The sequence below is a fragment of the Variovorax sp. HW608 genome (assembly GCF_900090195.1).
GTDB lineage: Bacteria > Pseudomonadota > Gammaproteobacteria > Burkholderiales > Burkholderiaceae_C > Variovorax.
Genome location: NZ_LT607803.1, coordinates 7,095,466 through 7,122,406, shown reverse-complemented (window position 1 = coordinate 7,122,406; position 26,941 = coordinate 7,095,466). Strand labels below are relative to the sequence as shown.

General features: G+C 66.6%; 27 protein-coding genes. 7 read left to right on the top strand and 20 right to left on the bottom strand.

Translation table 11 applies throughout. From position 1 onward, the window contains the following. Positions 1 to 21: 21 nt before the first annotated feature. From rnc to nagZ, 6 genes are read left to right on the top strand one after another with little or no spacing between them, the layout of a single operon-like run. The gene (gene rnc / locus VAR608DRAFT_RS33775; protein WP_088958030.1) at positions 22 to 720 is read left to right on the top strand and encodes a ribonuclease III; all 699 of its coding nucleotides are present in this window, start codon (positions 22 to 24) and stop codon (positions 718 to 720) included. Beyond that, positions 717 to 1,658 carry a GTPase Era gene (gene era / locus VAR608DRAFT_RS33770; RefSeq protein WP_088958029.1) on the top strand — a complete coding sequence of 314 codons (942 nt, stop codon included), beginning with the start codon at positions 717 to 719 and terminating at the stop codon, positions 1,656 to 1,658. The genes rnc and era overlap by 4 nt, the downstream gene beginning before the upstream one ends. Further along, the gene (gene recO / locus VAR608DRAFT_RS33765; protein ID WP_088958028.1) at positions 1,659 to 2,417 is read left to right on the top strand and encodes a DNA repair protein RecO; all 759 of its coding nucleotides are present in this window, start codon (positions 1,659 to 1,661) and stop codon (positions 2,415 to 2,417) included. Further along, entirely contained in the window at positions 2,414 to 3,184 is a 771-nt protein-coding gene (locus tag VAR608DRAFT_RS33760) for a pyridoxine 5'-phosphate synthase (RefSeq protein ID WP_088958027.1), read from the top strand. The genes recO and VAR608DRAFT_RS33760 overlap by 4 nt, the downstream gene beginning before the upstream one ends. Then, positions 3,181 to 3,660 carry a holo-ACP synthase gene (gene acpS / locus VAR608DRAFT_RS33755; protein ID WP_088958026.1) on the top strand — a complete coding sequence of 160 codons (480 nt, stop codon included), beginning with the start codon at positions 3,181 to 3,183 and terminating at the stop codon, positions 3,658 to 3,660. Before VAR608DRAFT_RS33760 ends, acpS begins: the two co-directional genes overlap by 4 nt. Next, a complete protein-coding gene (gene nagZ / locus VAR608DRAFT_RS33750; protein WP_088958025.1) occupies positions 3,653 to 4,726 on the top strand; it encodes a beta-N-acetylhexosaminidase in 1,074 nt (357 codons plus the stop codon). Before acpS ends, nagZ begins: the two co-directional genes overlap by 8 nt. Here the strand turns inward: nagZ and VAR608DRAFT_RS33745 are convergent, their stop codons facing one another. The 5 genes from VAR608DRAFT_RS33745 to VAR608DRAFT_RS33725 form a co-directional block, all read right to left on the bottom strand. After that, complete coding sequence (locus tag VAR608DRAFT_RS33745) at positions 4,727 to 5,251, bottom strand: YgjP-like metallopeptidase domain-containing protein (RefSeq protein ID WP_088958024.1); 525 nt, start codon at positions 5,249 to 5,251, stop codon at positions 4,727 to 4,729. Then, positions 5,248 to 6,528 carry an Hsp70 family protein gene (locus VAR608DRAFT_RS33740; protein ID WP_088959130.1) on the bottom strand — a complete coding sequence of 427 codons (1,281 nt, stop codon included), beginning with the start codon at positions 6,526 to 6,528 and terminating at the stop codon, positions 5,248 to 5,250. The genes VAR608DRAFT_RS33745 and VAR608DRAFT_RS33740 overlap by 4 nt, the downstream gene beginning before the upstream one ends. Then, a complete protein-coding gene (gene lysS / locus VAR608DRAFT_RS33735) occupies positions 6,522 to 8,087 on the bottom strand; it encodes a lysine--tRNA ligase (protein WP_088958023.1) in 1,566 nt (521 codons plus the stop codon). Before lysS ends, VAR608DRAFT_RS33740 begins: the two co-directional genes overlap by 7 nt. Positions 8,088 to 8,604: 517 nt before the next feature. Then, positions 8,605 to 9,738, bottom strand: a complete 1,134-nt coding sequence (locus tag VAR608DRAFT_RS33730; RefSeq protein WP_088957303.1) for an IS110 family transposase — start codon at positions 9,736 to 9,738, stop codon at positions 8,605 to 8,607. A gap of 80 nt (positions 9,739 to 9,818) precedes the next feature. Next, positions 9,819 to 10,466 (bottom strand): LON peptidase substrate-binding domain-containing protein, encoded by a 648-nt coding sequence (locus VAR608DRAFT_RS33725; RefSeq protein WP_443082905.1) that lies wholly within the window; start codon positions 10,464 to 10,466, stop codon positions 9,819 to 9,821. 50 nt (positions 10,467 to 10,516) lie between these two features. On the opposite strand from VAR608DRAFT_RS33725, the gene VAR608DRAFT_RS33720 reads away from it, so the two are divergent. Continuing rightward, on the top strand, positions 10,517 to 11,077 hold the full coding sequence (locus tag VAR608DRAFT_RS33720) for a YggT family protein (RefSeq protein WP_088958021.1): 561 nt from the start codon (positions 10,517 to 10,519) through the stop codon (positions 11,075 to 11,077). Between the two features lie 18 nt (positions 11,078 to 11,095). Here VAR608DRAFT_RS33720 and accD read toward each other — a convergent pair whose 3' ends face one another. The 15 genes from accD to VAR608DRAFT_RS33645 form a co-directional block, all read right to left on the bottom strand. Beyond that, the gene (accD, locus tag VAR608DRAFT_RS33715) at positions 11,096 to 11,968 is read right to left on the bottom strand and encodes an acetyl-CoA carboxylase, carboxyltransferase subunit beta (RefSeq protein WP_088958020.1); all 873 of its coding nucleotides are present in this window, start codon (positions 11,966 to 11,968) and stop codon (positions 11,096 to 11,098) included. Positions 11,969 to 11,992: 24 nt separating this feature from the next. Continuing rightward, positions 11,993 to 12,838, bottom strand: a complete 846-nt coding sequence (gene trpA / locus VAR608DRAFT_RS33710; protein WP_088958019.1) for a tryptophan synthase subunit alpha — start codon at positions 12,836 to 12,838, stop codon at positions 11,993 to 11,995. Continuing rightward, entirely contained in the window at positions 12,835 to 14,112 is a 1,278-nt protein-coding gene (trpB, locus tag VAR608DRAFT_RS33705) for a tryptophan synthase subunit beta (protein WP_088959129.1), read from the bottom strand. The genes trpA and trpB overlap by 4 nt, the downstream gene beginning before the upstream one ends. Positions 14,113 to 14,167: 55 nt before the next feature. Further along, entirely contained in the window at positions 14,168 to 14,860 is a 693-nt protein-coding gene (locus tag VAR608DRAFT_RS33700; protein ID WP_088958018.1) for a phosphoribosylanthranilate isomerase, read from the bottom strand. Beyond that, the gene (gene truA, locus VAR608DRAFT_RS33695) at positions 14,857 to 15,669 is read right to left on the bottom strand and encodes a tRNA pseudouridine(38-40) synthase TruA (protein WP_088958017.1); all 813 of its coding nucleotides are present in this window, start codon (positions 15,667 to 15,669) and stop codon (positions 14,857 to 14,859) included. The genes VAR608DRAFT_RS33700 and truA overlap by 4 nt, the downstream gene beginning before the upstream one ends. Before the next feature lie 25 nt (positions 15,670 to 15,694). Continuing rightward, positions 15,695 to 18,319 carry a FimV/HubP family polar landmark protein gene (locus tag VAR608DRAFT_RS33690; protein ID WP_331713010.1) on the bottom strand — a complete coding sequence of 875 codons (2,625 nt, stop codon included), beginning with the start codon at positions 18,317 to 18,319 and terminating at the stop codon, positions 15,695 to 15,697. Between the two features lie 267 nt (positions 18,320 to 18,586). Then, positions 18,587 to 19,729, bottom strand: coding sequence for an aspartate-semialdehyde dehydrogenase (asd, locus tag VAR608DRAFT_RS33685; RefSeq protein WP_088958015.1), 1,143 nt, complete (start codon positions 19,727 to 19,729; stop codon positions 18,587 to 18,589). Positions 19,730 to 19,906: 177 nt separating this feature from the next. After that, positions 19,907 to 20,995, bottom strand: coding sequence for a 3-isopropylmalate dehydrogenase (gene leuB, locus VAR608DRAFT_RS33680; RefSeq protein ID WP_088958014.1), 1,089 nt, complete (start codon positions 20,993 to 20,995; stop codon positions 19,907 to 19,909). Positions 20,996 to 21,028: 33 nt separating this feature from the next. Continuing rightward, positions 21,029 to 21,679, bottom strand: a complete 651-nt coding sequence (gene leuD, locus VAR608DRAFT_RS33675; RefSeq protein ID WP_088958013.1) for a 3-isopropylmalate dehydratase small subunit — start codon at positions 21,677 to 21,679, stop codon at positions 21,029 to 21,031. Between the two features lie 17 nt (positions 21,680 to 21,696). Next, on the bottom strand, positions 21,697 to 23,118 hold the full coding sequence (gene leuC, locus VAR608DRAFT_RS33670; RefSeq protein ID WP_088958012.1) for a 3-isopropylmalate dehydratase large subunit: 1,422 nt from the start codon (positions 23,116 to 23,118) through the stop codon (positions 21,697 to 21,699). A gap of 33 nt (positions 23,119 to 23,151) precedes the next feature. After that, complete coding sequence (locus VAR608DRAFT_RS33665; protein ID WP_088958011.1) at positions 23,152 to 24,096, bottom strand: LysR substrate-binding domain-containing protein; 945 nt, start codon at positions 24,094 to 24,096, stop codon at positions 23,152 to 23,154. Between the two features lie 115 nt (positions 24,097 to 24,211). Beyond that, positions 24,212 to 24,352 (bottom strand): entericidin A/B family lipoprotein, encoded by a 141-nt coding sequence (locus tag VAR608DRAFT_RS33660; RefSeq protein WP_088958010.1) that lies wholly within the window; start codon positions 24,350 to 24,352, stop codon positions 24,212 to 24,214. A gap of 146 nt (positions 24,353 to 24,498) precedes the next feature. Continuing rightward, complete coding sequence (gltA, locus tag VAR608DRAFT_RS33655) at positions 24,499 to 25,809, bottom strand: citrate synthase (protein WP_088958009.1); 1,311 nt, start codon at positions 25,807 to 25,809, stop codon at positions 24,499 to 24,501. 21 nt (positions 25,810 to 25,830) lie between these two features. Then, positions 25,831 to 26,133, bottom strand: coding sequence for an FAD assembly factor SdhE (locus VAR608DRAFT_RS33650; RefSeq protein ID WP_088958008.1), 303 nt, complete (start codon positions 26,131 to 26,133; stop codon positions 25,831 to 25,833). A gap of 17 nt (positions 26,134 to 26,150) precedes the next feature. Next, entirely contained in the window at positions 26,151 to 26,852 is a 702-nt protein-coding gene (locus tag VAR608DRAFT_RS33645; RefSeq protein WP_088958007.1) for a succinate dehydrogenase iron-sulfur subunit, read from the bottom strand. Between the last annotated feature and the right edge of the window lie 89 nt (positions 26,853 to 26,941).

Here is a 26,941-nt window from a genome sequence, read left to right as displayed (position 1 = left end):
CACTTCCAGGCTGGCCGCACAGTGAACGAAGGTGGCCTCGCCGCGCTCCAGACGCGGCTCCGGTATTCGTTTGCCGACCCTCGGCTCCTGCAGCGCGCGCTGACGCATCGCAGTTTCTCGGCCGACCACAACGAGCGGCTCGAATTCCTGGGCGATTCGGTGCTCAGCCTCGCCGTCTCGCACCTCTTGTACACGCGGCTGAACTCGATGGCGGAGGGCGACCTTTCCCGGGTCCGCGCCAATCTGGTCAAGCAGGACACGCTGCACCAGCTCGCGCTCAAGCTCGCGCTGTCGCCGCTTCTGCGACTGGGCGAAGGCGAGGCGCGCTCGGGTGGCCAGAACCGGCCGTCGATCCTCGCCGACGCGCTCGAGGCGGTGATCGGCGCGGTCTATCTCGACGCCGGCTTCGGCGCCGCGCAGGCGCTGGTTCAGCGCCTTTACGAATCCGTGGAAATCAATCCGCGCATGGAAGCGGCCGCCAAGGACCCGAAGACCGAATTGCAGGAATGGCTTCAGGGCCACAAAATGAAGTTGCCGGTCTATCGCGTGGTCGGAACGCTCGGCGCTGCGCACAAGCAGACCTTCGAAGTCCAATGCGAAGCGCCCGATCTGGGGCTGCACGAACACGGCATCGGCGGCTCGCGCCGTGCCGCCGAACAGGCCGCTGCGGCGGCGATGTTGATCCGGCTCAAGGCGCGCGGCGCGAAGGCATCCCCATGAACGAACCCATCGACCCCGCCACCGCTTCTTCTCCCGAATCGCAGCGCTGCGGACTGGTGGCCATCGTCGGCAAGCCCAATGTGGGCAAGTCGACGCTGCTCAATGCACTGGTCGGCCAGAAGATCAGCATCACCTCGCGCAAGGCGCAGACCACCCGGCACCGCATCACCGGCATGCGCACGCTGGGTGCGACGCAGTTCGTGTTCGTCGACACGCCGGGTTTCCAGACGCTGCACGCCAATGCGCTGAACCGGTCGCTCAACAAGACGGTGGTCGGTGCGGTTTCCGACGTCGATCTGATCCTGTTCGTGGTCGAGGCCGGCAGCTTCACCGCGGCGGACGAACGGGTGCTCAAGCTGCTCGGCGCCGGCATCCCCACGGTGCTGATCGCCAACAAGCTGGACCACGTGCATCGCCGCGCCGACATCGCACCGTGGCTGCAGGGCATGCAGCAAAAGCACGCCTTTGCCGAGTTCGTGCCGATGTCGGCCAAGAATCCGAAGGACGTCGAGCGCCTCTTCGGCATCTGCGAGAAGTACCTGCCGCAGCAGCCGTGGTGGTATGGCGAGGACGAGCTCACCGACCGCAGCGAGCAGTTCCTGGCCAGCGAGATGGTGCGCGAGAAACTGTTCCGCCTGACCGGCGACGAGCTGCCCTACACCTCGACCGTGGTGATCGACAAGTTCACCGAGGAGCCGCCGGCGCGCAAGGGTCAGAAGCGCCTGGTCAGGATCGCCGCGACCATCGTCGTGGAGCGCGACAGCCACAAGGCGATGGTCATCGGCGACAAGGGCGAGCGCATCAAGCGCATCGGCACCGAGACGCGTCAGGAGCTCGAGAAGCTCATGGACGCCAAGGTCTTCATCGAGCTCTGGGTCAAGGTGCGTTCCGGCTGGGCCGACGACGAGGCCCGCGTGCGTTCCTTCGGGTATGAGTGAGTGGCCGTCAAGCGTGTCTCGAATGAGCCGGCCTATGTGCTCCACCACTACGACTGGAGCGAGTCCAGCCTGATCCTCGAGGTCTTCGCCCGCCACCACGGCCGCATCGCGCTCGTGGCCAAGGGGGCGAAGCGGCCGAGTTCCAATTTCCGGCCGGTGCTGCTGCCGCTGCAGCCGCTGCAACTCGGCTTTTCCGGCGATGCGGAGATCCGCACGCTCAAGAGCGCCGAATGGATGGGCGGCCACGTGATGCCGACCGGCGAGGCGCTGCTCTCGGGCTACTACGTCAACGAACTGCTGCTGCGCCTGCTGGCGCGCGACGACCCGCACGAGGCGCTTTTCGATGCCTACGCGGGCGTGGTGCAGGTGCTTGCCGGCGACCACGCGGCGGCCCAGGCCGCGACGCAGTCCGCCGCGCTGCGCGCCTTCGAGCTGCTGCTGCTGCGCGAAGTCGGCTTGCTGCCGGCGCTGGACGCGCAGACGCTCACGCTCGCGCCGCTCGATGCCGCGACCCGCTACGCCCTCGTGCCGGAAGCAGGCCTGCGCGAAGCCTTCGAAGGCGAGCCCTCGTTGCAGGGCGCCGACTGGCAGGCGTTGCAGGCCGCGCTCGACGATCAGGCGCCGTTCGTCGCCACGCTCCGCGCGTGCGCCGGGGTCAATGGCGCCCTGCGCACCCAATTGCGAACCTTGCTCAACTACCATTGCGGCGTTGCAACGCTGCGTACGCGGCAGATGATGCGGGACCTGCAAGCCCTATGAGCTCCTCCAATTCCACCGCCCTGTCGGTCAATCTCAACAAGGTCGCGCTGGTGCGCAACACGCGCAAGCTCGGCATTCCGAGCGTGTTGTTCGCGGCGTCGACGTGCCTCGATGCCGGCGCGCATGGCATCACCGTGCATCCGCGGCCCGACCAGCGGCACATCCGTCCGCAGGACGTGCGCGACCTGTCGGAGTTGCTGCGCAAGGCGTGGCCTGCCGTCGAGTTCAACATCGAAGGCAATCCCTTCCACAACCTGATGGAGTTCGTGCGCGAGCTGCGTCCGCACCAGGCGACCTTCGTGCCGGACAGCGAGACCCAGTCGACCAGCGACCACGGATGGAGCTTTCCGGAGGATGCCGAGCGCCTGCGCCCGGTCATCGCGGAGGCCAAGGCCCTGGGCGTGCGCGTGAGCCTGTTCATGGACCCGAATCCCGACATGATGGCGGCGGCCAAGGCGGTCGGTGCCGACCGCGTCGAGCTCTACACCGAGGGCTATGCGGCGTCGCGCGACACGCCGAACGCGGATGCGGTGCTGCGGCTCTATGCCGAGGCGGCGCGCGCGGCGCAGGCAGCCGGTCTGGAAGTCAATGCCGGCCACGACCTGAGCCGCGACAACCTGAGCGCGTTCCTGCGCGCGGTGCCCGGCGTGCGCGAGGTGTCGATCGGCCACGCCTTCGTCTCCGATGCACTGGAGCTGGGCTACGCCGCCGCCACGCGCGAATACCTGCGGCGCATCGAAGAAGCCGGCGAGCAGGCTCCGCGGTGATCTACGGCATCGGGACCGACATCTGCGATGTCCGGCGCATCTCGGCGACCCTGGAGCGCCAGGGCGAGCGCTTCGCGCGCAAGGTCCTGGGCGACGCCGAGTTCGCGGTCTGGCAGGCGCGCAGCGCGCGCTGGCCGAAGCGCGGCCTGCGCTATCTCGCCACGCGCTTTTCCGCCAAGGAAGCCTTCAGCAAGGCCATCGGGCTCGGCATGCGGATGCCGATGAGCTGGCGCCTGTGCGAGATCGTCAACCAGAAGAGCGGCAAGCCGGTGATCGTGTTGCACGGCGAGCTCAAGAACTGGTTCGAAGCGCAGGGCCTCTCGGCCCACGTCACGGTGACAGATGAAACCGACTATGCGGCGAGCTTCGTCGTGGTGGAACGAATCACAGACCCCCACGCTCGGCACGCCGTGTCCTCGCTGCCCCCCGAGGGGGCGCATTTTGTCTTGGGGCGCCCGGCGACAAAACATGACTGAAACTGCCATGCATGCCCCGCTGATCATCGACGTCGCGGGGACCGAACTGAACGCGGCCGACCGCCGACGGCTCGCCGACCCGCTGGTGGGCGGCGTGATCCATTTCGCCCGCAACTGGCAGGGCCGCGCGCAGATGTGCGCCCTCAATGCCGAGATCAAGGCGATCCGTCCGGACATCCTGATCTGCGTCGACCACGAGGGCGGCCGCGTGCAGCGATTCCGCACCGACGGGTTCACGCGGCTGCCGTCGATGCGCACGCTGGGCGAGTTGTGGATGAAGGACGCGCTGCGGGCGACGCAGCTTGCGGTCGCCTGCGGTCATGTGCTGGCGGCCGAGCTGCGCGCCTGCGGGGTCGACTTCAGCTTTGCGCCCGTGCTCGATCTCGACTACGGCGAAAGCAGCGTGATCGGCGATCGCAGCTTTCATCGCGATCCGCGCGTCGTCGCGCTGCTCGCCCGCAGCCTGATGCATGGACTGCTGCAGGCCGGCATGGCCAATTGCGGCAAGCACTTTCCGGGACACGGCTTCGTCAAGGCCGATTCGCACGTGGCGATCCCGGTCGACCGGCGCAGCCTCAAGGCGATCCTGGCGGACGATGCGCGGCCCTACGACTGGCTCGTCGGCTCTCTGGCGGCGGTGATGCCGGCGCACGTGATCTATCCCAGGGTCGATGCGCGGCCCGCGGGCTTCTCCGCGAAATGGCTGCAGGAGATCCTGCGCGGCAAGCTCGGCTTCGATGGCGCGGTGTTCAGCGACGACCTCAGCATGGAGGCGGCGCGGCAGATCGATGGCGAGTCGCTCAGCTATGTCGATGCGGCCCTGGCCGCCTTGGACGCCGGCTGCGATCTGGCGCTGCTGTGCAACCAGAGCGTCGGCGACGGCGCGGTGCTGGATGCGCTGCTGGGCGGCTTCGCCGCCGCGGCCCGCGAGGGCCGGTGGAAGCCGAACCCGACGAGCGAAGCGCGTCGCACAAGCCTGTTGCCCGCCACGCCGGCCCTGGGCTGGGATGCGCTGATGCAATCCGCCGCGTACCGGCGCGCCGCCCAGATGCTGCCCAAGCCCTGACTACGGGCTCCCGGGCGCGGCGGCCGCGGACCAGAGCCGCTCGCCGCCGCCGTCGAGGTGCGTGAGGTACAGCCGCAGATCGAACTCGTACTGGTGATAGGCCGGCTCCATGTGCGTGCAGAGCTGGTAGAAGGCCTTGTCGTGCCCCCGCACCTTGATGTGGGCCAGTTCGTGCACGACGATCATGCGCAGCCATTCGGGCGGGACTTCCTTGAACAGGCTCGCGACACGGATCTCGTGCTTGGATTTCAACCGGCTGCCCTGCACACGCGAGACGGTCGTGTGCGTGCCGAGCGCGTTGCGGATCACGTGGAGCTTGCTGTCGAAGGCCACCTTCGATAGCGGCTCGGCATTGCGCAGGAATTCGCCCTTGAGTTCGCTCACGTAGTCATAGAGCGCGCGATCCGTGCGGATGTCGTGCGCGTCGCCGTAGCGTCCGCGCAGCAGATTGGCGAGCCGGCCTTGCGCGATGACCTGCTCGACCTGGGCCCGCAGCGCCGCAGGGTATGCGGCGAGGTACTTCATGCCGCCTGGGCCGCCCGCGTGCCGGCCGCCGTGTAGGCGAGGCCGGCCGCCACGCCGCCGAAGAAATCGCCCTCGATGATCTTCGCGCCGGGGAATGCGCAGGCGAGCGCCTGCTGGAACGGGCGCAGCGCCGACGAGCCGCCGGTCAGGTAGATCGCATCCAGCCCATCGTTGCCGAGCGCGGCCAGGCGCACGCAATCCTGGGCGCAGGCGATCACGCGCGCGAGCAGGGGCCCGAGGTGCCGTGCCATGCCTTCGGCAGTGAGGGCGACGGCAAGATCGCGCTCGCCGCACGAGAGGTCGATGGAGACGTCGGCGTTCGTCGTCGAGGCACGGATCTTCGCGGCTTCGACTTCGCTGGCAACCCGGTGCCCTTCGCGGTTCAGGAGCACATTCATCAGCCGATCGTGCAGCCGGGTGTCGGCGTAGCTGGTGCGCAGCTCCTGCACCTGGCGGACCGCCTTGGGCGCGTACAGCCAGTTGATCAGATGCCATGACGAGAGGTCGAAGAAGGTCCGGCTCGGCACCTCGCGCCCCTCTGGGCCGATATGGCGGAATCCGAACTCGGGCATCGCGCATTCGAGGCTGAGCCGCTGGTCGTAGTCCGTGCCGCCGATGTGCACGCCGGTCGTGGCCAGGACCTCCGCGGCGCGATCGCCGTTCGACATGCGTTCCGGGTCGAGGCGCACCACCGTGAAGTCCGAGGTGCCGCCGCCGATGTCGACGATGAGTACCAGCGACTCCTTCTCCACGCGCCGCTCGTAGTCGAACGCGGCGGCAAGAGGTTCGTACTGGAAGCTGACCTCGCCAAAGCCCGCGCTCCTGGCAGCGCGGCGCAGCGTGTCTTCGGCCTGCCGGTCGCGCGCCTCGTCATCGTCGACGAAGTGGACCGGACGGCCGATCACGACACGGCCCGGCCGGGCACCGAGCTGTGCGCGCGCACGGCTGCCGAGCTCGGTGAGGAAGAGGGTGATGATGTCCTCGAAGCCGATCCGCCCGCCGAAGACCTCGGTCTGCTCCTGCATCAACGAGCTTCCGAGCAGGCTCTTGAGCGAGCGCATCAGCCGGCCCTCGACGCCGGCCAGGTAGAGCGAGATCGCCTCGCGACCGAAGTGGGTGCTGCGGTCTTCGGCATTGAAGAAGATCGCCGTCGGAATGGTGGTCGCTGCGCCTTCGAGCGGCAGGGCCCGTGCCAACCCGTCGTCGGCCACGAAGGCGACGGCGGAATTCGAGGTCCCGAAGTCGATGCCGATCGCCGGCGCGCGTGCGCTCAAGATTCGCGCCTGAGGGCTGGGAAGAGGATCACGTCGCGGATGCTCGGCGAATCGGTCAGGAGCATCATGAGCCGGTCGATGCCGATGCCGCAGCCACCGGTGGGCGGCATGCCGTATTCGAGCGCACGCACGAAGTCCTGGTCGAAGTACATGGCTTCGTCGTCGCCGCTGTCCTTGGCGGCCACCTGCGCATTGAAGCGCGCGGCCTGGTCTTCGGCGTCGTTGAGCTCGCTGAAGCCGTTGCCGAATTCGCGGCCGGTGATGTAGAGCTCGAAGCGTTCGGTGACCTCGGGGCGCTCGTCGTTGGCGCGCGCCAGCGGCGAGATCTCGGTCGGGTGTTCCATGATGAAGGTCGGCTGCCAGAGCTTCTCTTCGACGGTCTCTTCGAAATACATCACCTGCAGCGAGGCGAGGCTGCGCTGCGAGAGCTTGTCCTTCTCTTCGGAGAGGCCCAGCTTGCGCAGCGCGTTGATCAGCCAGGCCGAATCGTCGACGTTCGGACCCGCGTCGGTGTGCTTGAGGATCGCTTCGCGGATCGTGAGGCGCTCGAAGGGCTGGCGGAGATCGACCGCCTTGCCCTGGTAGCTGAGCTGCTGGGTGCCCACGGCCTTGTCGGCGATCGTGCGGATCAGCGTCTCGGTGAAGTCCATCAGGTCGCGGTAGTTCCAGTACGCCGCGTAGAACTCCATCATCGTGAACTCGGGGTTGTGCCGCACCGAGATGCCTTCGTTGCGGTAGCTCCGGTTGATCTCGAACACGCGCTCGAAGCCGCCGACGATGAGACGCTTGAGGTACAGCTCGGGCGCGATGCGCAGGAACATCTCCTGGTCCAGCGCGTTGTGGTGCGTCTTGAAGGGCTTCGCGTTGGCGCCGCCCGGGATCGGGTGCAGCATCGGCGTTTCGACTTCGAGGAAGCCGTTGCCCACCATGAAGTCGCGCAGGGCGCTCACGGCACGGCTGCGGGCCGCGAAGCGTTCGCGTGCGGCCTGGTCGGTGATGAGGTCCACGTAGCGCTGGCGGTACTTCTGTTCCTGGTCGGCCATGCCGTGGAACTTGTCCGGCAGCGGACGCAGGCTCTTGGTCAGCAGGCGCAGCGAAGTGACCTTCACGGAGAGCTCGCCGGTCTTGGTCTTCATCAGCGTGCCTTCGGCGCCGACGATGTCGCCGAGGTCCCAGCGCTTGAATTCGGCGTACGCCTCTTCGCCGATCGCGTCGCGCGTGACGTAGAGCTGGATGCGGCCGGTGGCATCCTGCACGGTCGCGAAGCTGGCCTTGCCCATGACCCGCTTGAGCATCATGCGGCCGGCGACGCTGGCCGCGATCGGGGTCGCGTCGAGCACCTCGGCCGCCGTTTCGCCGCGCGCGGCGATCAGCGCCGCCGCGCGGTCGGCGGGCTTGAAGTCGTTGGGGAATGCGACCCCTTTGCCCTCGGCCTGCGCCTGGCGCAGCGCCTTCAGTTTTTCGCGCCGTTCGGCGATGAGCTGGTTGTCGTCGATGGCGGCGGCCGACGCGGCAGGCGCCGTTGCAGGAGCGGGGACGGAGGGGATCAGGTGGTCGGACATGGCTGGGTAGTGGCGCTGTCGGTGTCGAGCGCAACCCGCCATTTTAACCGCCCGGGCCTCTTGAGAGACCCGTCCGTCCAGCCCGCCAGCGCTTGATCTGCCGCTATCGAATCCGTAGCGCGTTAGAGCCTGTTCACGCTATTTCCGCGATCCCCGGAAATAGCGTGAACAGGCCCTTCTATGAGGACTGAATTGTCAAGGGGTTTCACATCCAGATATCGACAGTGGCGTTGATTGCGGTAGGTGCGGGCAAGAGTGCGATGGCCGTTCGGAAGGAGTGCCTCGTGATGCGAGGTTGGGGCGTGACAAGCGTTCGAGCCAAGGCTCGGACAACCTTCTATCCGTGCCGGGTATGCGCATCCGGCACCACATGCAACATGCACGCATCGCGCTTGGGCTTACCCCTGTTACCGGCGCGCCCCATCTAGTAGGACGGTCCCTGTGCGGTGACCCTGGCCTGTTTCGGGCGCGTCGACCTGTGATCATGAAGATGCCTTCGTCTGGGCCAGGGTGGCTTCTACGCGACGCCCTTGAGCGTGGCGCCCGCTGGGATCTCGCCATGCTCGAGGTAGCGCCACAACGCTACCGCCAGGCGGCGCGCCAGCGCCACGATGCCGATGCGTCGCATACGCTTGGCGCCTGCACCGAAGCGACGCATGAACCACTGGCTCAAGGCACTGTCGGGCTGATAGCGCAACCAGCTCCACGCCAGCTCCACCAGCAAGGTGCGCGCTCGTTTGTTGCCGGCCTTGTTGATGCCTTGCTCGATCTGGCTGTTGCCGCTGGCATAGGGCGTGGGTGCAAGCCCCAGACAGCCTGCCAATTCGCGCCGATTCGCAAAGCGTCGCCAGCCGAACAACTCCTTGACCAGCAACCAGGCGCTAGCGACTCCGATCGAGCGCAGCTTGGCCAGTTGCGACACCTGTGGCTGCACGCGGTCTTCCACTTCCTTGCGCTGCGTCGCCTCGAGCGTGCGCATCTGCTGTTTGACCAGCATCAGCCGCACACACTCGCGCTCGATCTCGCCGCGCAGCGCCGGCGGTACCTGCGCGCAGTGGCTGTCCCACCACGCCTGCCAGTTTCGCCCACCGATGCAATGCACTCGCAGGTTGTGCAAAACCAGCAACGAGCCGATGCGGTTGGTGTGGGCGGTGTGTTCGTGCGACAGTCGCTGCAGCTCGCGGTGCAACCGGCGCGCGTCTTCCTGCCGTGGCGTGGGTTCGCGCAGCACCGACCATACGCGCACCTCGCCCGCGCGATAGCGCTGCAGCATCGCCAACAGCTTGTCGCCGTCGAGTCGATCGGTCTTGGCACGTCTGGCGTGCCGGTTGACCTCGATGCTGGCCGAGTCGACCACGATGTTGTGGATGCCTTGCTCGACCAGCCAGCGGTGCAGCCACCAGCCATCCCGACCTGCTTCGTAGCACGCGTGAACCGCCGCCTCGGCTGGTATCCCAAAGCGCACTCGGGCCTTGCCAATACGTTCGAGCACGGCCGTGCAATCGCCAGCGGCCACAGTGCACCGGCTGGGGCCACGGATGCCGTCGCCGAAGGTCAGGTTCCAACGCTTGTCACTCAGCTCCAAACTCATGTACAGATCGTGCGCATTCGTCCTATCCTTGCCTTGAAGGACTGTCTCGGGTGCAGACATGGCCGTGCTCCTTTGGTTTGCTGCCTGGGAGTTCCCGTTCTAGCTCAATGGGACTCGCCTGGGGCAGCCCTTCATAGCATCTAATTGGCGATCCCGGTGCGCGCCAGCAGATCGCCGACGAGCTCGAGACGCATGAGCGGGCTGTCGAGCTCCATCAGGCGCTGCTTGAGTTCGGGCTGCGCCGGCAGCAGTTCGCACCAGCGGTTGGCCACCCAGCCGCAATCCTCGAACTCATAGGGTTCGAGCATGGGCAGGCGCAGGCCCGGCGTACCCTGCTGGCGGCGACGCTCCTCCAGCGTGTCGACCACGCGACGCAATGCCTCGGATACATGCCGCAAGTCCGTGGGGATTTCGAGGCGCACATCGTCGGCGATGGCCTGGACTTCGGCCGTCCACAGGCCGTGCTTCTGCAACTCGCTCGAATGAATCCGGAAGCGCTGCGTGCCGGTGCATTCGATCTGCATCAGTCCGGCCTGGGGCGATTCGAGCTCGCGAATGACCGCCAGCGTGCCGATGGTCGCGAAGGCTTCGGCGTCAGCGCCCGCCTTGCGCACCTCCGAACCCTGTGTGAGGCAGACGACGCCGAAGGGCTCGCCGGTCCTGTGGCACTTGCCGATCATGTCGAGATAGCGCACCTCGAATATCCGCAGCGGCAGGAAGCCGCCGGGAAACAGCACCGTGCCGAGCGGAAACAAGGGGATCTGTCGGAGAGGGGTTTGCATCGTCATCGTGAACCTTGGCGTGGCTATCATCGCATTCCGCTCACGACCTCGCGCCCATGTTCTATCAGATCCCATCGTTCCTGCTCGACGTGATCGTCGGCCTTCTGGGCGGCGCCTGCCTGTTGCGCCTCTACATGCAGTACCACCGGGTGCCGTTCGGCAATCCGCTCGGGCGCTTCGTGTTCGCGGTCAGCGACTGGATCGTGCTGCCCTTGCGCCGGATCGTGCCTTCGGTCAAACGCTGGGACCTGGCGAGCGGCGTGGCGGCATGGCTGCTCGTGCTGGCCAAGTTCGTCCTCCTGGCGCTGCTCCTGGGCGGGCTCGGCCGCTGGACGATCCTTCCGCTCATCTCGCTGATCGGGCTGCTCCAGCTCGCGGTGTCGGGGCTCACGGCGCTCTTGATCGTCTATGCGATTCTTTCCTGGGTGCCGAGCGCATCATCGATGCTGCACGACCTGATCGCGCGCCTGGCGGAGCCACTGGTGCGTCCGCTGCGCCGCGTCATTCCGCCGGTGGGCGGCGTCGACCTGTCGGCGCTCGTCGCGATCGTGCTGCTTCAGGTCGGCGCCATCATCCTCGGCAACGTGATGGGCTCGGTCTTCACCCTGGGGCGCTGAAGGCGCCCAAGTGGTGAATCAGAGCACCGCGTCGGCAGGTTGACGCAGCAACATCGCGAGCGTGTTCGCGATGGTCTTGCGCAGCTCGCGTCGATCGCAGATGAAATCGACCGCGCCCTTGGTCTGCAGGAACTCGGCGCGCTGGAAGCCCTCGGGCAAGGTCACGCGCACCGTCGATTCGATCACGCGCGGACCCGCGAAACCGATGAGCGCCTTGGGCTCGGCGATCACCACGTCGCCCACGAACGCGAAGCCCGCGCTCACACCGCCCATGGTCGGATCGGTCAGCACGCTGATGTAGGGCAGGCCCTTCTTCGCGAGATGCGTGAGCGCCGCGTTGGTCTTCGCCATCTGCATCAGCGACAGCAGGCCCTCCTGCATGCGGGCACCGCCGGTCGCGGTGAAGCAGATGAACGGCACCTTCTGCTCGATCGCGGTTTCGACGCCGCGCACGAAGCGCTCGCCGACCACGCTGCCCATGCTGCCGCCCATGAAGTCGAACTCGAAGCAGGCGACCACCACGTTGATGCTGTGGACCGAACCGCCCATCACCACGAGCGCGTCGGTCTCGCCGGTGTTCTCGAGCGCTTCCTTCAGGCGCTCGGGATACTTGCGGCTGTCCTTGAACTTGAGGGCATCGACGGGGAGGACTTCCTGCCCGATCTCGTAGCGGCCTTCCGGGTCGAGGAAAGCGTCCAGGCGCGCACGTGCGCTGATGCGGTGATGGTGGCCGCAGCTCGGGCAGACGTTCTGGTTGTGCTCGAGATCGGTCTTGTAGAGCACCGTGTCGCAGCTCGGGCACTTGATCCAGAGGCCTTCGGGCATCTGGCGGCGCTCGCTCGGGTCGGTCGGTGCGATCTTGGGGGGGAGAAGTTTTTCAAGCCAGCTCATGGGGGCTCCTTGTCGTGGCGGCGATTATCGGCCAGCCGGGCTTGCGGCGGTCGCAGCGGGCAGAGAGTCGAGCGCCTGCCGGATTCCGGCAAGGAACTCGCTCACTGCGGGCACGACCTTGTCGCGGGGTTGATCTTCGATCAACTGGATGATGCGGGTGCCGATCACGACCGCGTCCGCGGAGGCGCCGATCGCCTGGGCGGTTTGCGCGTCGCGGATGCCGAAGCCGACGCCGACCGGCAACTGCATGTGCTCGCGGATGCGCGGAATCATCCGGCCGACCGCCTCGGTGTCGAGATGCCCGGCACCGGTCACGCCCTTCAGCGAGACGTAGTAGACGTAGCCGGTGGCGATGCGCCCGACCTGCGCCATGCGCTCGCTGGTGCTGGTCGGCGCCAGCAGGAAGATGAGGTCGATGCCCTTGGACTTGAGTTCGGCCGCGAAGGCCTCGCATTCTTCCGGCGGGTAGTCGACGACGAGCAGGCCGTCGACGCCCGCTGCGGCCGCATCGCGGACGAAGCTGCCTGCGCCGTGCACGAGGTCGTAGCGTTCGACGGGATTCGCATAGCCCATCAGGACCACCGGCGTGCGCTGGTCCTGCTGGCGGAATGCGGCGACGATGGCCAGCACCTGCTTCATGCCGATGCCCAGCGCCAGCGCCGCCTCGCCGGCGCGCTGGATCACGGGGCCGTCGGCCATCGGATCGGAGAAGGGCACGCCGAGCTCGATCACGTCGGCGCCGGCTTCGACCATGCCGTGCATCAGCTCGGGCGTGATGTCGGCGTAGGGGAAGCCGGCCGTGACGTAGGGAATCAGCGCCTTGCGGCCGGCTTTCTGCAGCGCTTGGAAGGTGGCGGCGATGCGGCTCATGCCTTTCCCCCCTTCACGCGGAGGCCGCGCATCGACGGCCGGTCGTAGAAGTCGACGCCTGCGAGGTCGGCCACCGTGCCGATGTCCTTGTCGCCGCGGCCCGAGAGGTTCACGAGGATGGATTGGTCCGGTCGCATGGTCTTGGCGAGCTTCATGGCATAGGCCACCGCGTGGCTGGATTCGAGCGCGGGAATGATGCCTTCGGTGCGGCACAGGTAGTGGAAGGCTTCGAGCGCTTCCGAATCGGTGATGCCGACGTACTCGGCGCGGCCGATGTCGGCAAGGTAGGCATGCTCGGGCCCGACGCCGGGGTAGTCCAGGCCCGCGCTGATGCTGTGCGTTTCGGTCACCTGGCCGTCTTCGTTCTGGAGCAGGTAGGTGCGGTTGCCGTGCAGCACGCCAGGGCTGCCGCGAAGGATCGAGGCCGAATGCTTGCCGCTGTCGAGCCCCTCGCCCGCTGCTTCCACGCCGACGAGGCGCGTGCCGGCGAACGGGATGTACGGATAGAAGATGCCCATCGCATTGCTTCCGCCGCCCACGCAGGCGACGACGACGTCGGGTTGCCTGCCTCCGGCTTCACCGGTGATGCCCTGTGCGGCGAGCATGGCGGGCATCTGCTCGATGCACTCGTTGCCGATCACGCTCTGGAAGTCGCGCACCATGGTCGGGTAGGGATGCGGCCCCGCCACCGTGCCGATGATGTAGAAGGTGTTCTCGACGTTCGTGACCCAGTCGCGCATGGCCTCGTTGAGCGCGTCCTTGAGCGTCTTGCTGCCCGATTCGACCGGAACCACCGTCGCCCCGAGCAGATTCATGCGGTACACGTTGGGGCTCTGGCGCTTGACGTCCTCGCTGCCCATGTAGACCACGCATTCGAGGCCGTAGCGCGCGCAGATGGTGGCGGTCGCCACGCCGTGCTGGCCGGCGCCGGTTTCGGCGATCACGCGGGGCTTGCCCATGCGCCTGGCAAGCATCGCCTGCCCGATGGTGTTGTTCACCTTGTGGGCGCCGGTGTGGTTGAGGTCCTCGCGCTTGAGGTAGATCTGCGCGCCGCCCATTTCGCGGCTGGTGCGCGCGGCGTGGTAGACCGGCGAAGGACGGCCCACGAAGTGCGCGAGCTCGTAACGGAATTCGGCGAGGAACTCCGGGTCGTTCTTGTACTTCGCGTAGGCATCGCGCAGTTCGGCGATCGCGTGCGTCAGCGTCTCGCTGGCGAAGGTGCCGCCATAGATGCCGAAATGGCCGCTGGCGTCGGGTTGCTGGTAGGTGTTCATGGTCTCGATCGGTGGGCCGGCGCCCGGTCGATCGAGGCGGGCTGCCGGCTGCAAACTAGGAGGAGGCATCGGCCGCTCGTACAGCGGCCACGAAGTCGCGAATCCTGGCGGCGTCCTTGATGCCCTTGGAGGCCTCGACGCCCGAACTCACGTCAACGGACAGCGACTTGCATCGCGTCCGGAGCTGGCGAATGCCATCGCCCACGTTTGCAGGTGTGAGCCCACCACTCAAGACGAGGTGAGCGTCGACGGCGGGTGGTAGGAGTGACCAATCGAATGCCTTGCCGCCACCGCCATAGGCTTCGACATGGGCGTCGAGCAGGATGGCCTGGGCGCGAGAGTAATCGGAAGCGTATTTTACGAGGTCGAAGCCCGCGCCGGCTGCGCCGAGCGGAATCCGCGCTGCGCGCATGAAGCGGAACGTGCCGTTGCCGGCGCCTGCCCAGCATTGCTGCGGCGATTCGTCGCCGTGGAACTGGGCCATCGACCCCGCGACGGAAGAGAGCGCCGCCATGCTGCGGGCAGCCTCCTCGTTGACGAACAGCAGCACCGGCGTGACGAAGGGCGGAAGACGCGAGGCGAGCTCGGCCGCGCGGTCCACCGTGACGGCGCGCGGGCTGGCCGGGTACAGAACGAAGCCGATCGCATCGGCGCCGGCTTCGACCGCGCAATCTACGTCCTGTTCACGCGTGAGCCCGCAGATCTTGATCCGGGTGCGGGCTGCGGCGAGCGGTGCGGTGGCATTCATGGCGGGCCATCATACGCAGCGCCCCCGCCTTCGATGGTGGCCTCGGGCGGTAGACCCCACCCGGCAGCATACAACGGCCCCAGGAAGTACAGGCCGTTCGGCGAAAAGGTCGGCGCGGCCGCCAGCCGGCTGCGCGCTTCGAGGACTTCGCGCATCCATTCCGGCCGTTCCTTGCCTTGCCCGATGCGGACGAGGCAACCCATGATGTTGCGGATCATGTGGTGCAGGAAGGCATCCGCTTCGAATTCGACGTGCCAGCGGCAACGGTCGGCATCGCCGTGGCGGCTGATCGCGATGCGCCGCATCTCCTTGACCGGCGAAAGTGCCTGGCAGGCCGAGGCACGGAAGGAGCTGAAGTCATGCCGGCCGAGCAGCATGGCCGCGGCAGCGCGCATGGCGTCGCCGTCGAGCACGTGCATCGACCAGCCGACCCGGCCTGCTTCGAGGCTTGGCCGGACCGGTGACTGCGAAAGAACGTAGACGTAGCGGCGGGTGAGCGCGCTGGCGCGGCAATGGAACTGAGCGGGCACCGGATGCGCCCATTGCACCGCGATGTCGTCGGGAAGGAGGCTGTTGGTGCCGCGCACCCACGAGAAGGGGGCCCGGACCGCGGTGGTGTCGAAATGCACCACCTGCATCAGCGCATGGACGCCGGCATCGGTGCGGCCGGCGCAGAGCGTGGAAACCGGCTGGTTCGCGAACTGCGACAGGGCCGCTTCGAGCTTGTCCTGGACGGTCCGGCCGGAGGGCTGGCTTTGCCAGCCGTCGTAAGCCTGACCGTTGTAGCGGATGCCGAGGGCCAGCCTCACGACAGCATGGCAGCCCGACGACTGCTCAGCGCAGTTGGCCGAGCATCTGCTTTGCTTCGGCCTTCACGTCGCCGGAGCTCTCGGCGGCAACTTCTTCGACCAGCGAGCGGGCGCCTTCGACGTCGCCCAGCGCCTTGAGTTCGCGGGCCAGGGACAGCTTGATGACGTGCGGGTCGTCGCCGCCTTCATCCACGGTCTCGAGGCGTCCGCGCTCGGTGTCGGCGGGGGTGCGGTTCGACAGACCGGCCAGCGAGCTCATGTCGAACTCGATGAAACCCGAATCCGTCGGCAGGCCCGGGCGCAGCGGCGCGGGTTGCGTGCGTTCCTCGTCGCGAACCGGCGAGTTGTTCGCCGGTTCGAGCGCGCCGGGGGCGGTGTCGAAGTCGTTTCCGATGTCGATCTTGGACGCACGGGCCGATGCAGCGCCGCCGTTCAGGCCGCCGGGAACCGTGATCGGACGCGGAATGTCGCGAACGGGCATCTGAATCGGGGCGGCCGCGGTCGGCGGGGTAACGCTGACGGGTGCGGGTGCCGTTGCGGGCGTGGCAGGTGGGCTGGCGAGATCGAGATCGAAGTCCAGCGGTGCGACGGACGGCACGAAGGCAGGAGGCGGTGCTTCTGCCTGGGCCTGCGCAACCGGGCTCGGCGCCGGGGCCGGGGCCGGGGCCGACCCCGCTGCCGTAGCGGCCGCCAGCGTGCCTGCGAATGCCGCGGCCTCCGCCGGCGAGACACCCTTGCCGTCGGCTTCGTACAGCGGATTGCCCGGATCGATGTCCTTGCCGAGTTCGACGACCCGGTTCCATTCGGTGCCCGTGCCGCCGGTCAGCTTGTGGACCTCGGAAGCCAGTGACTCGTAGGCGCGCAGATCGCGGCGCTTGGCGTGGATTTCGAGCAGCTTGAGGTGGATCGCGGTGCGCTCCGGATTGACGCGGAGTGCTTCGCGCAGGATTTCCTCGGCTTGCAGGTCGCGGCCGTAAGCCAGGTAGACGTCGGCTTCGGCCACCGGATCGACGTCGCCGGCATCGAGCTGGCTCGGCGAATAGGAGAGCGACGACACCACGGAATTGCCGCGATTCTTGGTGTCCACCGATTCACCGCCGCTGGCGCCGAAGAAGGAGTCCTTGGGGATGCGGCTTTCGATGAAGACGCTGTCGCCGGCTTCGCGGCGCCTGCGGCCGAGCACGCGGTACAGCAGGAAGCTGATCAGCACGGCGACCAGCGCGGCGGCTGCGACCATCAGCGGGTTTTCCATTAGCTCCGAGAAGAAGCTCGGCTCCTGCGGAGCAGGCGCGGGTGCCGCGGCCTTGGCCGCGGGCTTTGCGGCAGGCGCGGGTGCGGGCGCAGCGACGGGCGCGGGTGCGGGCGAGGGGCTGGGGGCCGCAGCGGTCGTATCGGACGCTGCCGCAGGCGCGGGCGAAGCGGCCGCAGTCACGACGGCGGGCGCGCTCGGCGCTGCCGGCGCCGCCGCCGGAGCTTGCGCCGATCCGGGAGCTGCAGTTGCCGCCGGCGCGGCCGTTGCCGGTGCAGGCGCGGCGGGTGCCGGAGCCGCCGGAGCCGGGTTCGCAGCCGCGGCAGCCGGACCTGCGGCGGCCTTGAGCTGGTTGAGCTCCTGGAGGTTCTTGGTCAGCTCCTTCTCGCGATCCTGGCGTGCCTTGGTCTCGGCGGCCTGCGCGAGTTGCTCGTCGCTCGGACGGCCGGCCGCGATGCCCTGGGAGATCTTGAGTTTGTCGGTCGGCTGGTTCGCAGCGTTGCGATCCTCGACATTGGTCTGCACCTTGCCGGAGGCCTGGCGGCCCGCGTCGGCCACCGGGGTTGCGGGGGCGTTCTCGGCCAGGCGGCGGCGATACTGGCTGAAATCCTGGCTCTGGGCGGTGACCGTGCGCTTCGCTTCGGCTGCCGGAACGGCCTCGGCTTGCGACGAGCCCGGAACGTCGAGCACGGCGCCGGCCTTCATCCGGTTGACGTTGCCGCCGACAAAGGCATTCGGATTGGCGCGCAGCAGCGCCACCAGCATCTGGTCGAGCGACACGTCGGCCGGCTTGTACGCCGATGCGATCTTGCCCGCCGTATCGCCGGGCTTCACAGTGACCTGCTGGTCGCCGCTTGCCGCACCCGTGCCGGTACGGACGTTGTTCGATTCACCCGACGCGGCCGGGGCGGCCGGCGCGGCTGCGGCACGCTGGCGGCGTGCCTGGGGTGCCTCGGCCACCACCGGCGCGGAGGCGCGTGGCGCAGCGGCAGTGATCTGAGGTGCGGTCGGCGCGACCGGAGCGGCCGCCTGCCGGGTGGTCGGCGGGTCGAGCAGCACCGTGTAGTCGCGAACGACGCGGCCCGAACTCCAGTTGGCTTCGAGGAGCAGGTCGATGAAGGGCTCGCTCACCAGGCGATTGCTCGAGAGCCGCACCACGTAGCGTCCGTCGGCCCGCCGCTGAACACCCACGCGGACGTCGGCCAGCGCCGGGTTGTAGGGCACGCCCGCCGCCTTGAAAGCGTCGACCGAGGCGATGGTGACCTTCAGTCCATCCGCTTCGGCGGGAGTGATCTCGGTCACTTCGATTTCGGCGCGCAAAGGCTCGCCGAGTGCCGACTGGACATTGAGCCGTCCGAGCGCCAGCGCGCTGGCGTCGGCGCTGAAGGCGCCGAGAGCCACGGCGACAGCCGCACTGAGGACGGATAGCTGACCCCGACCCATGGATGCGGGAGCAGGGCTGGTGGCCGAGAGACGGGCCGCGGGCGATGATGGTCGTGTCATGCTGGAGGGGGCAGCGCGGCCCAGATATGTAAGAGGACGTTAACACCATCACCCTGGACTGACAAGGCGACAGGCCTTATCTACCCAGTGCGTGCAAACTTCGTCATGCATGTGCCGTTGCGGTACAACAACGGCGCGCGTCCCGAAGGACGCGCGTGCAAGGCTTCAGACCTCGAGCAGGATGCGCAGCATGCGGCGCAGCGGCTCGGCCGCACCCCACAGCAGCTGATCGCCGATCGTGAAGGCGCCGACGTACTCGGGGCCCATGGCCAGCTTGCGGATGCGGCCGACCGGGATCGACATCGTGCCGGTCACCGCGACGGGCGTGAGGTCCTTGACCGTGGCTTCGCGGGTGTTCGGCACGACCTTGGCCCACTCGTTGTCCGCCGCGATCAATGCCTCGATATCGGCAAGCGGAACCTCCTTCTTGAGCTTGAAGGTCAGCGCCTGGCTGTGGCAGCGCATCGCGCCGACGCGCACGCAGAAGCCGTCGACCGGCGTGGCGGCGGTTCCGAACCCCGCGCCCTGGCCGAGGATCTTGTTGGTCTCGGCGCCGCCCTTCCACTCTTCCCGGCTCATGCCGTCGCCCAGGTCCTTGTCGATCCAGGGGATCAGGCTGCCGCCCAGCGGAACGCCGAAATTCGCGGTCTCGAGGGCCGTCAGCGATTGCTGCTTGGCCAGGACCTTGCGGTCGATCTCGAGGATGGCGGACTTCGGGTCGTCGAGCAGGGCCCGCACCTCGGCGTTCAGCGTGCCGAACTGGGTCAGCAGTTCGCGCATGTGCTGGGCGCCACCGCCCGATGCCGCCTGGTAGGTCATGCTGGTCATCCACTCGACCAGGCCGGCCTTGTACAGCGCGCCGACGCCCATCAGCATGCAGCTCACGGTGCAGTTGCCGCCGATCCAGTTCTTGCCGCCCTTGGCGAGGGCGTTCTGGATCACGGGGAGGTTGACCGGGTCGAGCACGATGATCGCATCGTCCTGCATGCGCAGCGTGGATGCCGCGTCGATCCAGTGGCCCTTCCAGCCGGCCGCGCGAAGCTTGGGGAACACCTCCGTGGTGTAGTCGCCGCCCTGGGCCGTGACGACGATGTCGCACTTCTTCAGTGCGTCGATGTCGTGCGCGTCCTTGAGCGTGGTCTCGTTCTTGGCCATCGCGGGGGCCTTGCCGCCCGCATTGGAGGTCGAGAAGAAGACCGGCTCGATCAGTCCGAAGTCGCCTTCGGCCTGCATGCGGTCCATGAGGACCGAGCCGACCATGCCGCGCCAGCCTACGAGGCCGACCAGAGGTTGATTTGCGTTCGCCATTTCAGTTTGCCCTTGTGAAAAAAGAAATCAGTCTTTTCTGGACTTACGCAATCAAGGATGCGCAAGGTGTGTGCCGTTGGGGCGTACGTCTTGCTCTGACCATTTTGCGTAAGTCGCTCTCTCTTTTGCGCCCGGCTCGTCAGAGCCGGGGAGGGCGCGTGACGAATCGGGCTGCGGTTAGCCGGTAATCGTCTTTTTGGTGATGGCAGCCACCACGGCATCGCCCATCTCGCGGGTTCCGACCTTGGTGGTACCAGCGGACCAGATATCTGCCGTGCGCAGACCCTGAGCGAGCACGTGCTTGACCGCCGACTCGATCCGGTCGGCGGCTTCGGGCTGGTTCAGGGAGAAACGAAGCATCATGGCAGCAGACAGGATTGTAGCCAAAGGGTTGGCAATCCCCTTGCCCGCGATGTCCGGCGCGCTGCCGTGGCTGGGCTCGTAGAGGCCCTGGTTGCTCGAATTGAGCGAGGCCGAGGGCAGCATGCCGATCGATCCGGTGAGCATGGCCGCCTCGTCGGAGAGGATGTCGCCGAACATGTTGCCGGTGACCACCACGTCGAACTTCTTCGGCGCCTTGACCAGTTGCATCGCTGCGTTGTCGACGTACATATGGTCGAGTTCCACGTCGGGGTATTCCTTGCCGACCTCGGTCACGATGTCCTTCCAGAACTGGAAGGTCTCGAGCACGTTGGCCTTGTCGACGCTGGTCACGCGCTTGCTGCGCTTGCGTGCGGCCTGGAAGGCGACGTGAGCGATGCGCTCGACCTCCGGGCGCGAGTAGCGCATGGTGTCGAAGGCCTCCTCGGCACCGGGGAAGTGGCCGTCGACCGCGGTGCGGCGACCGCGCGGCTGGCCGAAGTAGATGTCGCCGGTCAGCTCGCGGATGATGAGGATGTCCAGGCCCGCGATCAGCTCGGGCTTCAGGCTCGATGCGTCGACGAGCTGCTCGTAGCAGATCGCCGGGCGGAAGTTGGCGAACAGGCCCAGGTTCTTGCGCAGGCCGAGGATGGCCTGCTCGGGGCGCAGCGAGCGTTCGAGCTTGTCGTATTTCCAGTCGCCGACGGCGCCGAAGAGCACGGCATCCGCTTCCTTGGCGAGCCTGAGCGTCGATTCGGGCAGCGGATGGCCGTGGGCCTCGTAGGCCGCGCCGCCGACCAGCGCGGTCTCGGTTTCGAAAGAGAGGTCGAGCGCTTCGAGGACGCGCAAGGCCTCGGCGACGATTTCCGTGCCGATGCCGTCACCGGGCAGTACTGCGATCTTCATGAGTGTCTTTTTTCAGGTTGAAGGAAGGAACGATCAGCCGACGAGCTGGTGTGCGAGCCAGGGCTTCTTCGCCAGCCGCTCGGCTTCGAAGGCCTGGATCTTGTCCTTGTGGCGCAAGGTCAGGCCGATGTCGTCCAGGCCATTGAGCAGGCAGAACTTGCGGAACGGCTGGATGTCGAAGGCGATTTCGCTTCCGTCCGGTTTGACGATGACCTGCCGATCGAGATCGATCGTCAGGCTGTAGCCCGGGAAGGCGAAGGTCTCGTCGAACAGCTGCGCGACCTTCGATTCGGCAAGCACGATCGGCAGCAGGCCGTTCTTGAAGCAGTTGTTGAAGAAGATGTCCGCGAAGCTCGGCGCGATGATCGCGCGGAAGCCGTATTGGTCGAGCGCCCACGGCGCATGCTCGCGCGACGAGCCGCAGCCGAAATTCTTGCGGGCAATGAGAACGGATGCGTCCGCATAGCGCGGCTGGTTCAGCACGAAGTCCGGGTTGGGCTTGCGCGACTTCGGGTCTTGCCCGGGCTCGCCTCGGTCGAGGTAGCGCCACTCGTCGAACAGATTCGGACCGAAACCGGTCTTGCGAATCGACTTCAGGAACTGCTTGGGGATGATCGCGTCGGTATCGACGTTCTCGCGGTCCATCGGCGCCACGAGGCCCTTGTGCACGGTGAATTTCTGCATGGTGTGTGGCTCCTGGTTCAGGCGAATTGGCGGACGTCGACGAAGTGGCCATTGATCGCCGCAGCGGCGGCCATCGCGGGGCTCACGAGGTGGGTGCGGCCACCGGCGCCCTGGCGTCCCTCGAAGTTGCGGTTGCTGGTGGACGCGCAGCGCTCGCCGGGCTCCAGCCGGTCCGCGTTCATAGCGAGGCACATCGAGCAGCCGGGCTCGCGCCATTCGAAGCCCGCGGCCTTGAAGATCGCATCGAGGCCTTCGCGCTCGGCCTGTTCCTTCACGACGCCGGAGCCGGGCACGACCATCGCGAGCTTGACGTTCTTCGCGACCTTCTGGCCGAGCTTCTTGACCATCGCGGCAGCTTCGCGCATGTCCTCGATGCGGCTGTTGGTGCACGAGCCGATGAACACCTTGTCGATGAAGATGTCGTTCATCGGCTTGTTCGGCTCGAGGCCCATGTAGGTGAGCGCGCGTTCGATCGCGTCACGCTTGTTGGCGTCCTTTTCCTTGTCCGGATCGGGCACGCGGCCATCGATCGGAACGACCATCTCGGGCGACGTGCCCCAGGTGACCTGCGGGCGGATCTGCGATGCGTCGAGCTCGACCACGGCATCGAAGTGCGCGCCCGGATCGGAATGCAGCGTCTTCCAGTATTCGACCGCCTGGTCCCATTCGACGCCGGTCGGCGACAGCGGGCGGCCCTTGACGTAGGCGAGCGTCTTCTCGTCGACCGCGACGAGCCCGGCGCGCGCGCCGGCTTCGATCGCCATGTTGCAGACGGTCATGCGGCCTTCCATGCTGAGGTCGCGGATCGCGGAGCCCGCGAATTCGATCGTGTAGCCGGTGCCGCCGGCGGTGCCGATCCTGCCGATGATCGCAAGCACGATGTCCTTGGCGGTGCAGCCGAGCGGCAGCTTGCCCTCGACCTTCACGAGCAGGTTCTTGGCCTTCTTGGCGAGCAGCGTCTGGGTGGCCATCACATGCTCGACCTCGCTGGTGCCGATGCCGTGCGCGAGCGCGCCGAAGGCGCCGTGCGTGGAAGTGTGCGAGTCGCCGCACACCACCGTCATGCCGGGCAGCGTGGCGCCGGACTCGGGGCCGATGACGTGCACGATGCCCTGGCGCTTGCTCAGGAACGGGAAGAACGCCGCGGCGCCGAATTCCTTGATGTTGGCGTCCAGCGTGGTGATCTGCTCCTTGCTGATCGGATCTTCGATGCCGTCGTAGCCGCGCTCCCAGTGGGTGGTCGGCGTATTGTGGTCGGCCGTGGCCACCACCGAGCTGATGCGCCACAGTTTGCGGCCCGCTTCGCGCAGCCCCTCGAAGGCCTGCGGACTGGTCACTTCGTGGACGAGGTGCCGGTCGATGTAGAGGATCGCGGTGCCGTCCTCCTCGGTGTGGACGACGTGTTCGTCCCAGAGCTTGTCGTAGAGCGTGCGTGCCATGGTGGTTTCTTTCGTGGGGAAATCTTGTCGGGCTTACGCGGCGAGCGGTTCGGCGGTCGCGGAAGGGGTGTGGAGGTGCTTCACCAGCAGCCGGGCGGCGACCGGAAGCGAGGAGAAATCGCGCGCCACGAGGCGGATCTCGCGCCTGGCCCAGGCATCGTTGAGCGCGATGCACCGGAGCCCGCGGCCGATGCCGCCCTGCATGAGTTCGAAGGCGCGCAGCGGCATCACGCCGATGCCCAGGCCGTTGTCGATCATGCGGCACATTGCATCGAGACCGGTCACGTGGATGCGCAGCTTGATCGAGCGGTTCTCGGCCAGCGCAGCCTGGTGCATGGCCACGTAGATCGAACTGTTGGTGTGCAGGCCCACGTGGTCGAATTCGAGCGACTCGGCGAAGTCGATGGCCTGGCGCTTCGCGAGCGCATGGCGCGCCGGCACGATCAGGACCAGCGCGTCGTGGCGATAGGGCAGGCTCTGGAGTTCTGTGGTGCCTTCCGGCACGTGGCAGACTCCGAGGTCGGCCGCGCCTTCGTGCACGGCGCGCACGATCTCGCTGCTCAGATGCTCTTCGAGGTCGATCTTGATCGCGTCGTGCTCGCGGGTGAAGGCGCCGAGGTCTTCAGGCAGGAATTGCACGATCGCCGAAATGTTGGCGTGGACGCGGACATGGCCGCGGACACCGTCGGCGTACTCGCTGAGCTCGCCCTGCATCTTTTCAAGGCTGTAAAGCACCGAGCGCGCGTGGTGCAACAGGCTTTCGCCCGCCGGGGTCAGGTCGACCCCTCTCGCGTGTCGGTAGAGCAGTGGCGTGCCGAGTGTCGCTTCCAGGTCCGACAGACGCTTGCTGATCGCCGACGCCGCGATGAATTCACGCTCGGCGGCCCGCCCGATGCTGCCGAGTTCGCAGACAGCCACGAACAACTGCAGCGACGTCAGGTCGATGCGGCGGGCAAAACTGCGTTCGGAGGTGGTCATGGGGCTTGGCATCTCGTTCAGAGATGGAATGCCCTATTTTCCCCTGTTTTACCCCTTCAGCCATCGTGATCCACGATGGCGTTGCTGCCTTGGCGCGATGGCGCCCGGGCCGCTATCACTGCTTCTTCGTCGCAGCGTCTTCCATCTTCTGTCCGCCCTTCTGGATGTCCTGGCCTGCACCCTTCATGGTGTTGCAGCCGGCCAGCGGAACGGTGAAAGCGAAGATCACAGCGAGCAGTGCGGCGAGTTTCTTCATGACGGACTCCTGGGTTCGGTGGTCGAATAAACGAGAGGAGTAACCCTCTGCATCACAAGTTACCGGTCCCGTGGGGAGTCGCCTGTAAGCCAAAACGCAAGAAAGCTGCCCGAAGGCAGCTTTCCCGGATGAGCGCAAAGCGGAAATCAGCGCTGCGCGATGGGCTTGACGTCGCGCTTGGACGAGCCTTCGAACAGCTGGCGCGGACGGCCGATCTTGTAGTCGGGGTCGCCGATCATTTCGTTCAGCTGGGCGATCCAGCCGACCGTGCGGGCCAGCGCGAAGATGGCCGTGAAGAGCGGCACCGGGATGCCGATGGCGCGCTGGACGATGCCCGAGTAGAAGTCGACGTTCGGGTAGAGCTTGCGCGAGACGAAGTACTCGTCTTCCAGCGCGATCTTCTCGAGCGCCATGGCGAGCTTGAACAGCGGGTCGTTCTCGAGGCCCAGTTCGCCGAGCACCTCGCGGCAGGTTTCCTGCATGAGCTTGGCGCGCGGGTCGTAGTTCTTGTAGACGCGGTGGCCGAAACCCATCAGCTTGACGCTCGAGTTCTTGTCCTTGACCTGCTTGATGAACTCGCCGATCTTCTCGACGCCACCGGCCTTCTGGATGTCGTAGAGCATGTTGAGCGCCGCTTCGTTGGCGCCGCCGTGGGCCGGGCCCCAGAGGCAGGCGACACCGGCCGCGATCGCCGCGAACGGATTGGTGCCCGACGAGCCGCACAGGCGCACGGTCGAGGTCGAAGCGTTCTGCTCGTGGTCGGCGTGCAGGATGAAGATGCGGTCGAGCGCGCGCTCGAGCACCGGGCTCACCTTGTACTCCTCGCAAGGCGTCGCGAACATCATGTGCAGGAAGTTGCCTGCGTAGCTGAGATCGTTCTTCGGGTACATGTAGGGCTGGCCCACCGTGTACTTGTAGGCCATGGCGACCAGCGTCGGCATCTTCGCGATCAGGCGGATCGCGGCGATTTCGCGGTGCTTCGGATTCGTGATGTCGGTGCTGTCGTGATAGAAGGCCGACATCGCGCCGACCAGGCCGGTCATGATGGCCATCGGGTGGGCGTCACGACGGAAGCCGCGCAGGAAGAACTGCATCTGCTCGTTGACCATCGTGTGGTTGGTCACGAGCTTCGTGAAGGTCGTCTTCTGCTCGGCGTTCGGCAGATCTCCGTAGAGCAGCAGGTGGCAGGTTTCGAGGAAGTCGCAGTTCGTCGCGAGCTGTTCGATCGGATAGCCGCGGTACAGCAGCTCACCCTTGTCGCCATCGATGTAGGTGATGGCCGATTCGCACGACGCGGTGGACATGAAGCCCGGGTCGTAGGTGAACATGCCGGTCTGGGCGTAGAGCTTGCGGATGTCGATCACGTCCGGGCCCATGGTGCCCTTGTAGATCGGTAGTTCGACGTTTTGTCCGCCGTTGCTGAAGGACAGAGTGGCCTTGGTCTCGGATGCTTTCATTTCGGGGTCTTTCAATGGATTTCAGGAAGATAGGGATCGCGCACCATCGGTGCGCATCAGCTGCAGCAGTTCGATCACCCCGGCCCCGGCCCATGCGGGCTCGGGCTCCTTTCGCGCAAGCAGAAGGTCGAGCAGATCGTTGTCCGACAGGTCCATCAATGTCTCCAGTGCCTGTGCCTGCCTCACGGTCAGGTTTTCTTCGTGCCGTTCGAAAAAACGTGCAATGAACAGGTCGTTTTCGAGCAGGCCCCGACGACAGCGCCATTTCAGCTTGCTCAGCGCGCGGGCGCCGATCGGCTGGTCGAGGTCGTCGGTGGCTTGCATGGGGGCTCCAAGACCGCTTAGATGGCGCGCCGCACCATCAATTCCTTGATCTTGCCGATCGCCTTGGTCGGGTTCAGGCCCTTCGGGCACACGTCCACGCAGTTCATGATCGTGTGGCAGCGGAACAGGCGGTACGGGTCTTCGAGGTTGTCCAGGCGCTCGCCGGTGGCGTCGTCGCGGCTGTCGGCGATGAAGCGGTAGGCCTGCAGCAGGCCGGCCGGGCCGACGAACTTGTCGGGATTCCACCAGAAACTCGGGCAACTCGTCGAGCAGCTCGCGCACAGGATGCACTCGTACAGGCCGTTGAGCTCTTCACGCTCTTCCGGCGACTGCAGGCGCTCCTTCTCCGGCGGGATCGTGTCGTTCTGGAGATACGGCTTGATCGAGTGGTACTGCTTGAAGAACTGCGTCATGTCCACGATCAGGTCGCGCACCACCGGCAGGCCCGGCAGCGGCTTGAGCACGATCGTGCCCTTGAGCGTGCGCATGTTCGTCAGGCACGCCAAGCCGTTCTTGCCGTTGATGTTCATCGCGTCCGAGCCGCAGACGCCTTCGCGGCAGGAGCGGCGGAACGAGATCGAGGGATCCTGCGCCTTGAGCTTGATCAGGGCGTCGAGCAGCATGCGCTCGTGGCCGTCGAGCTCGACCTCGACGGTCTGCATGTACGGCTTGGCGTCCTTGTCGGGGTCGTAGCGGTAGATCTGGAAAGTGCGCTTCATCGTGAAAAACCTTGTTGTGTGCTCTCAAGCGAATGTGGCTTTGCCACTTTACTTGCCCCCCTCGGGGGGCGGGCCGGGCAAGCCCGGCC

Bases quoted from the DNA above. Each gene is read 5' to 3' on its own strand.
- leuB (WP_088958014.1), bottom strand. From the start codon at position 20,995: ATGAAGATCGCAGTACTGCCCGGTGACGGCATCGGCACGGAAATCGTC.
- asd (WP_088958015.1), bottom strand. From the start codon at position 19,729: ATGGCGAACGCAAATCAACCTCTGGTCGGCCTCGTAGGCTGGCGCGGC.
- VAR608DRAFT_RS33660 (WP_088958010.1), bottom strand. From the start codon at position 24,352: ATGAAGAAACTCGCCGCACTGCTCGCTGTGATCTTCGCTTTCACCGTT.
- nagZ (WP_088958025.1), top strand. From the start codon at position 3,653: ATGACTGAAACTGCCATGCATGCCCCGCTGATCATCGACGTCGCGGGG.
- VAR608DRAFT_RS33650 (WP_088958008.1), bottom strand. From the start codon at position 26,133: ATGCAAGCCACCGACGACCTCGACCAGCCGATCGGCGCCCGCGCGCTG.
- trpA (WP_088958019.1), bottom strand. From the start codon at position 12,838: ATGAGCCGCATCGCCGCCACCTTCCAAGCGCTGCAGAAAGCCGGCCGC.
- VAR608DRAFT_RS33645 (WP_088958007.1), bottom strand. From the start codon at position 26,852: ATGAAGCGCACTTTCCAGATCTACCGCTACGACCCCGACAAGGACGCC.
- VAR608DRAFT_RS33725 (WP_443082905.1), bottom strand. From the start codon at position 10,466: ATGACGATGCAAACCCCTCTCCGACAGATCCCCTTGTTTCCGCTCGGC.
- era (WP_088958029.1), top strand. From the start codon at position 717: ATGAACGAACCCATCGACCCCGCCACCGCTTCTTCTCCCGAATCGCAG.
- gltA (WP_088958009.1), bottom strand. From the start codon at position 25,809: ATGAAAGCATCCGAGACCAAGGCCACTCTGTCCTTCAGCAACGGCGGA.
- VAR608DRAFT_RS33730 (WP_088957303.1), bottom strand. From the start codon at position 9,738: ATGTCTGCACCCGAGACAGTCCTTCAAGGCAAGGATAGGACGAATGCG.
- VAR608DRAFT_RS33745 (WP_088958024.1), bottom strand. From the start codon at position 5,251: ATGAAGTACCTCGCCGCATACCCTGCGGCGCTGCGGGCCCAGGTCGAG.
- VAR608DRAFT_RS33665 (WP_088958011.1), bottom strand. From the start codon at position 24,096: ATGACCACCTCCGAACGCAGTTTTGCCCGCCGCATCGACCTGACGTCG.
- leuD (WP_088958013.1), bottom strand. From the start codon at position 21,679: ATGCAGAAATTCACCGTGCACAAGGGCCTCGTGGCGCCGATGGACCGC.
- trpB (WP_088959129.1), bottom strand. From the start codon at position 14,112: ATGAACACCTACCAGCAACCCGACGCCAGCGGCCATTTCGGCATCTAT.
- VAR608DRAFT_RS33700 (WP_088958018.1), bottom strand. From the start codon at position 14,860: ATGAATGCCACCGCACCGCTCGCCGCAGCCCGCACCCGGATCAAGATC.
- leuC (WP_088958012.1), bottom strand. From the start codon at position 23,118: ATGGCACGCACGCTCTACGACAAGCTCTGGGACGAACACGTCGTCCAC.
- VAR608DRAFT_RS33720 (WP_088958021.1), top strand. From the start codon at position 10,517: ATGTTCTATCAGATCCCATCGTTCCTGCTCGACGTGATCGTCGGCCTT.
- accD (WP_088958020.1), bottom strand. From the start codon at position 11,968: ATGAGCTGGCTTGAAAAACTTCTCCCCCCCAAGATCGCACCGACCGAC.
- VAR608DRAFT_RS33760 (WP_088958027.1), top strand. From the start codon at position 2,414: ATGAGCTCCTCCAATTCCACCGCCCTGTCGGTCAATCTCAACAAGGTC.
- lysS (WP_088958023.1), bottom strand. From the start codon at position 8,087: ATGTCCGACCACCTGATCCCCTCCGTCCCCGCTCCTGCAACGGCGCCT.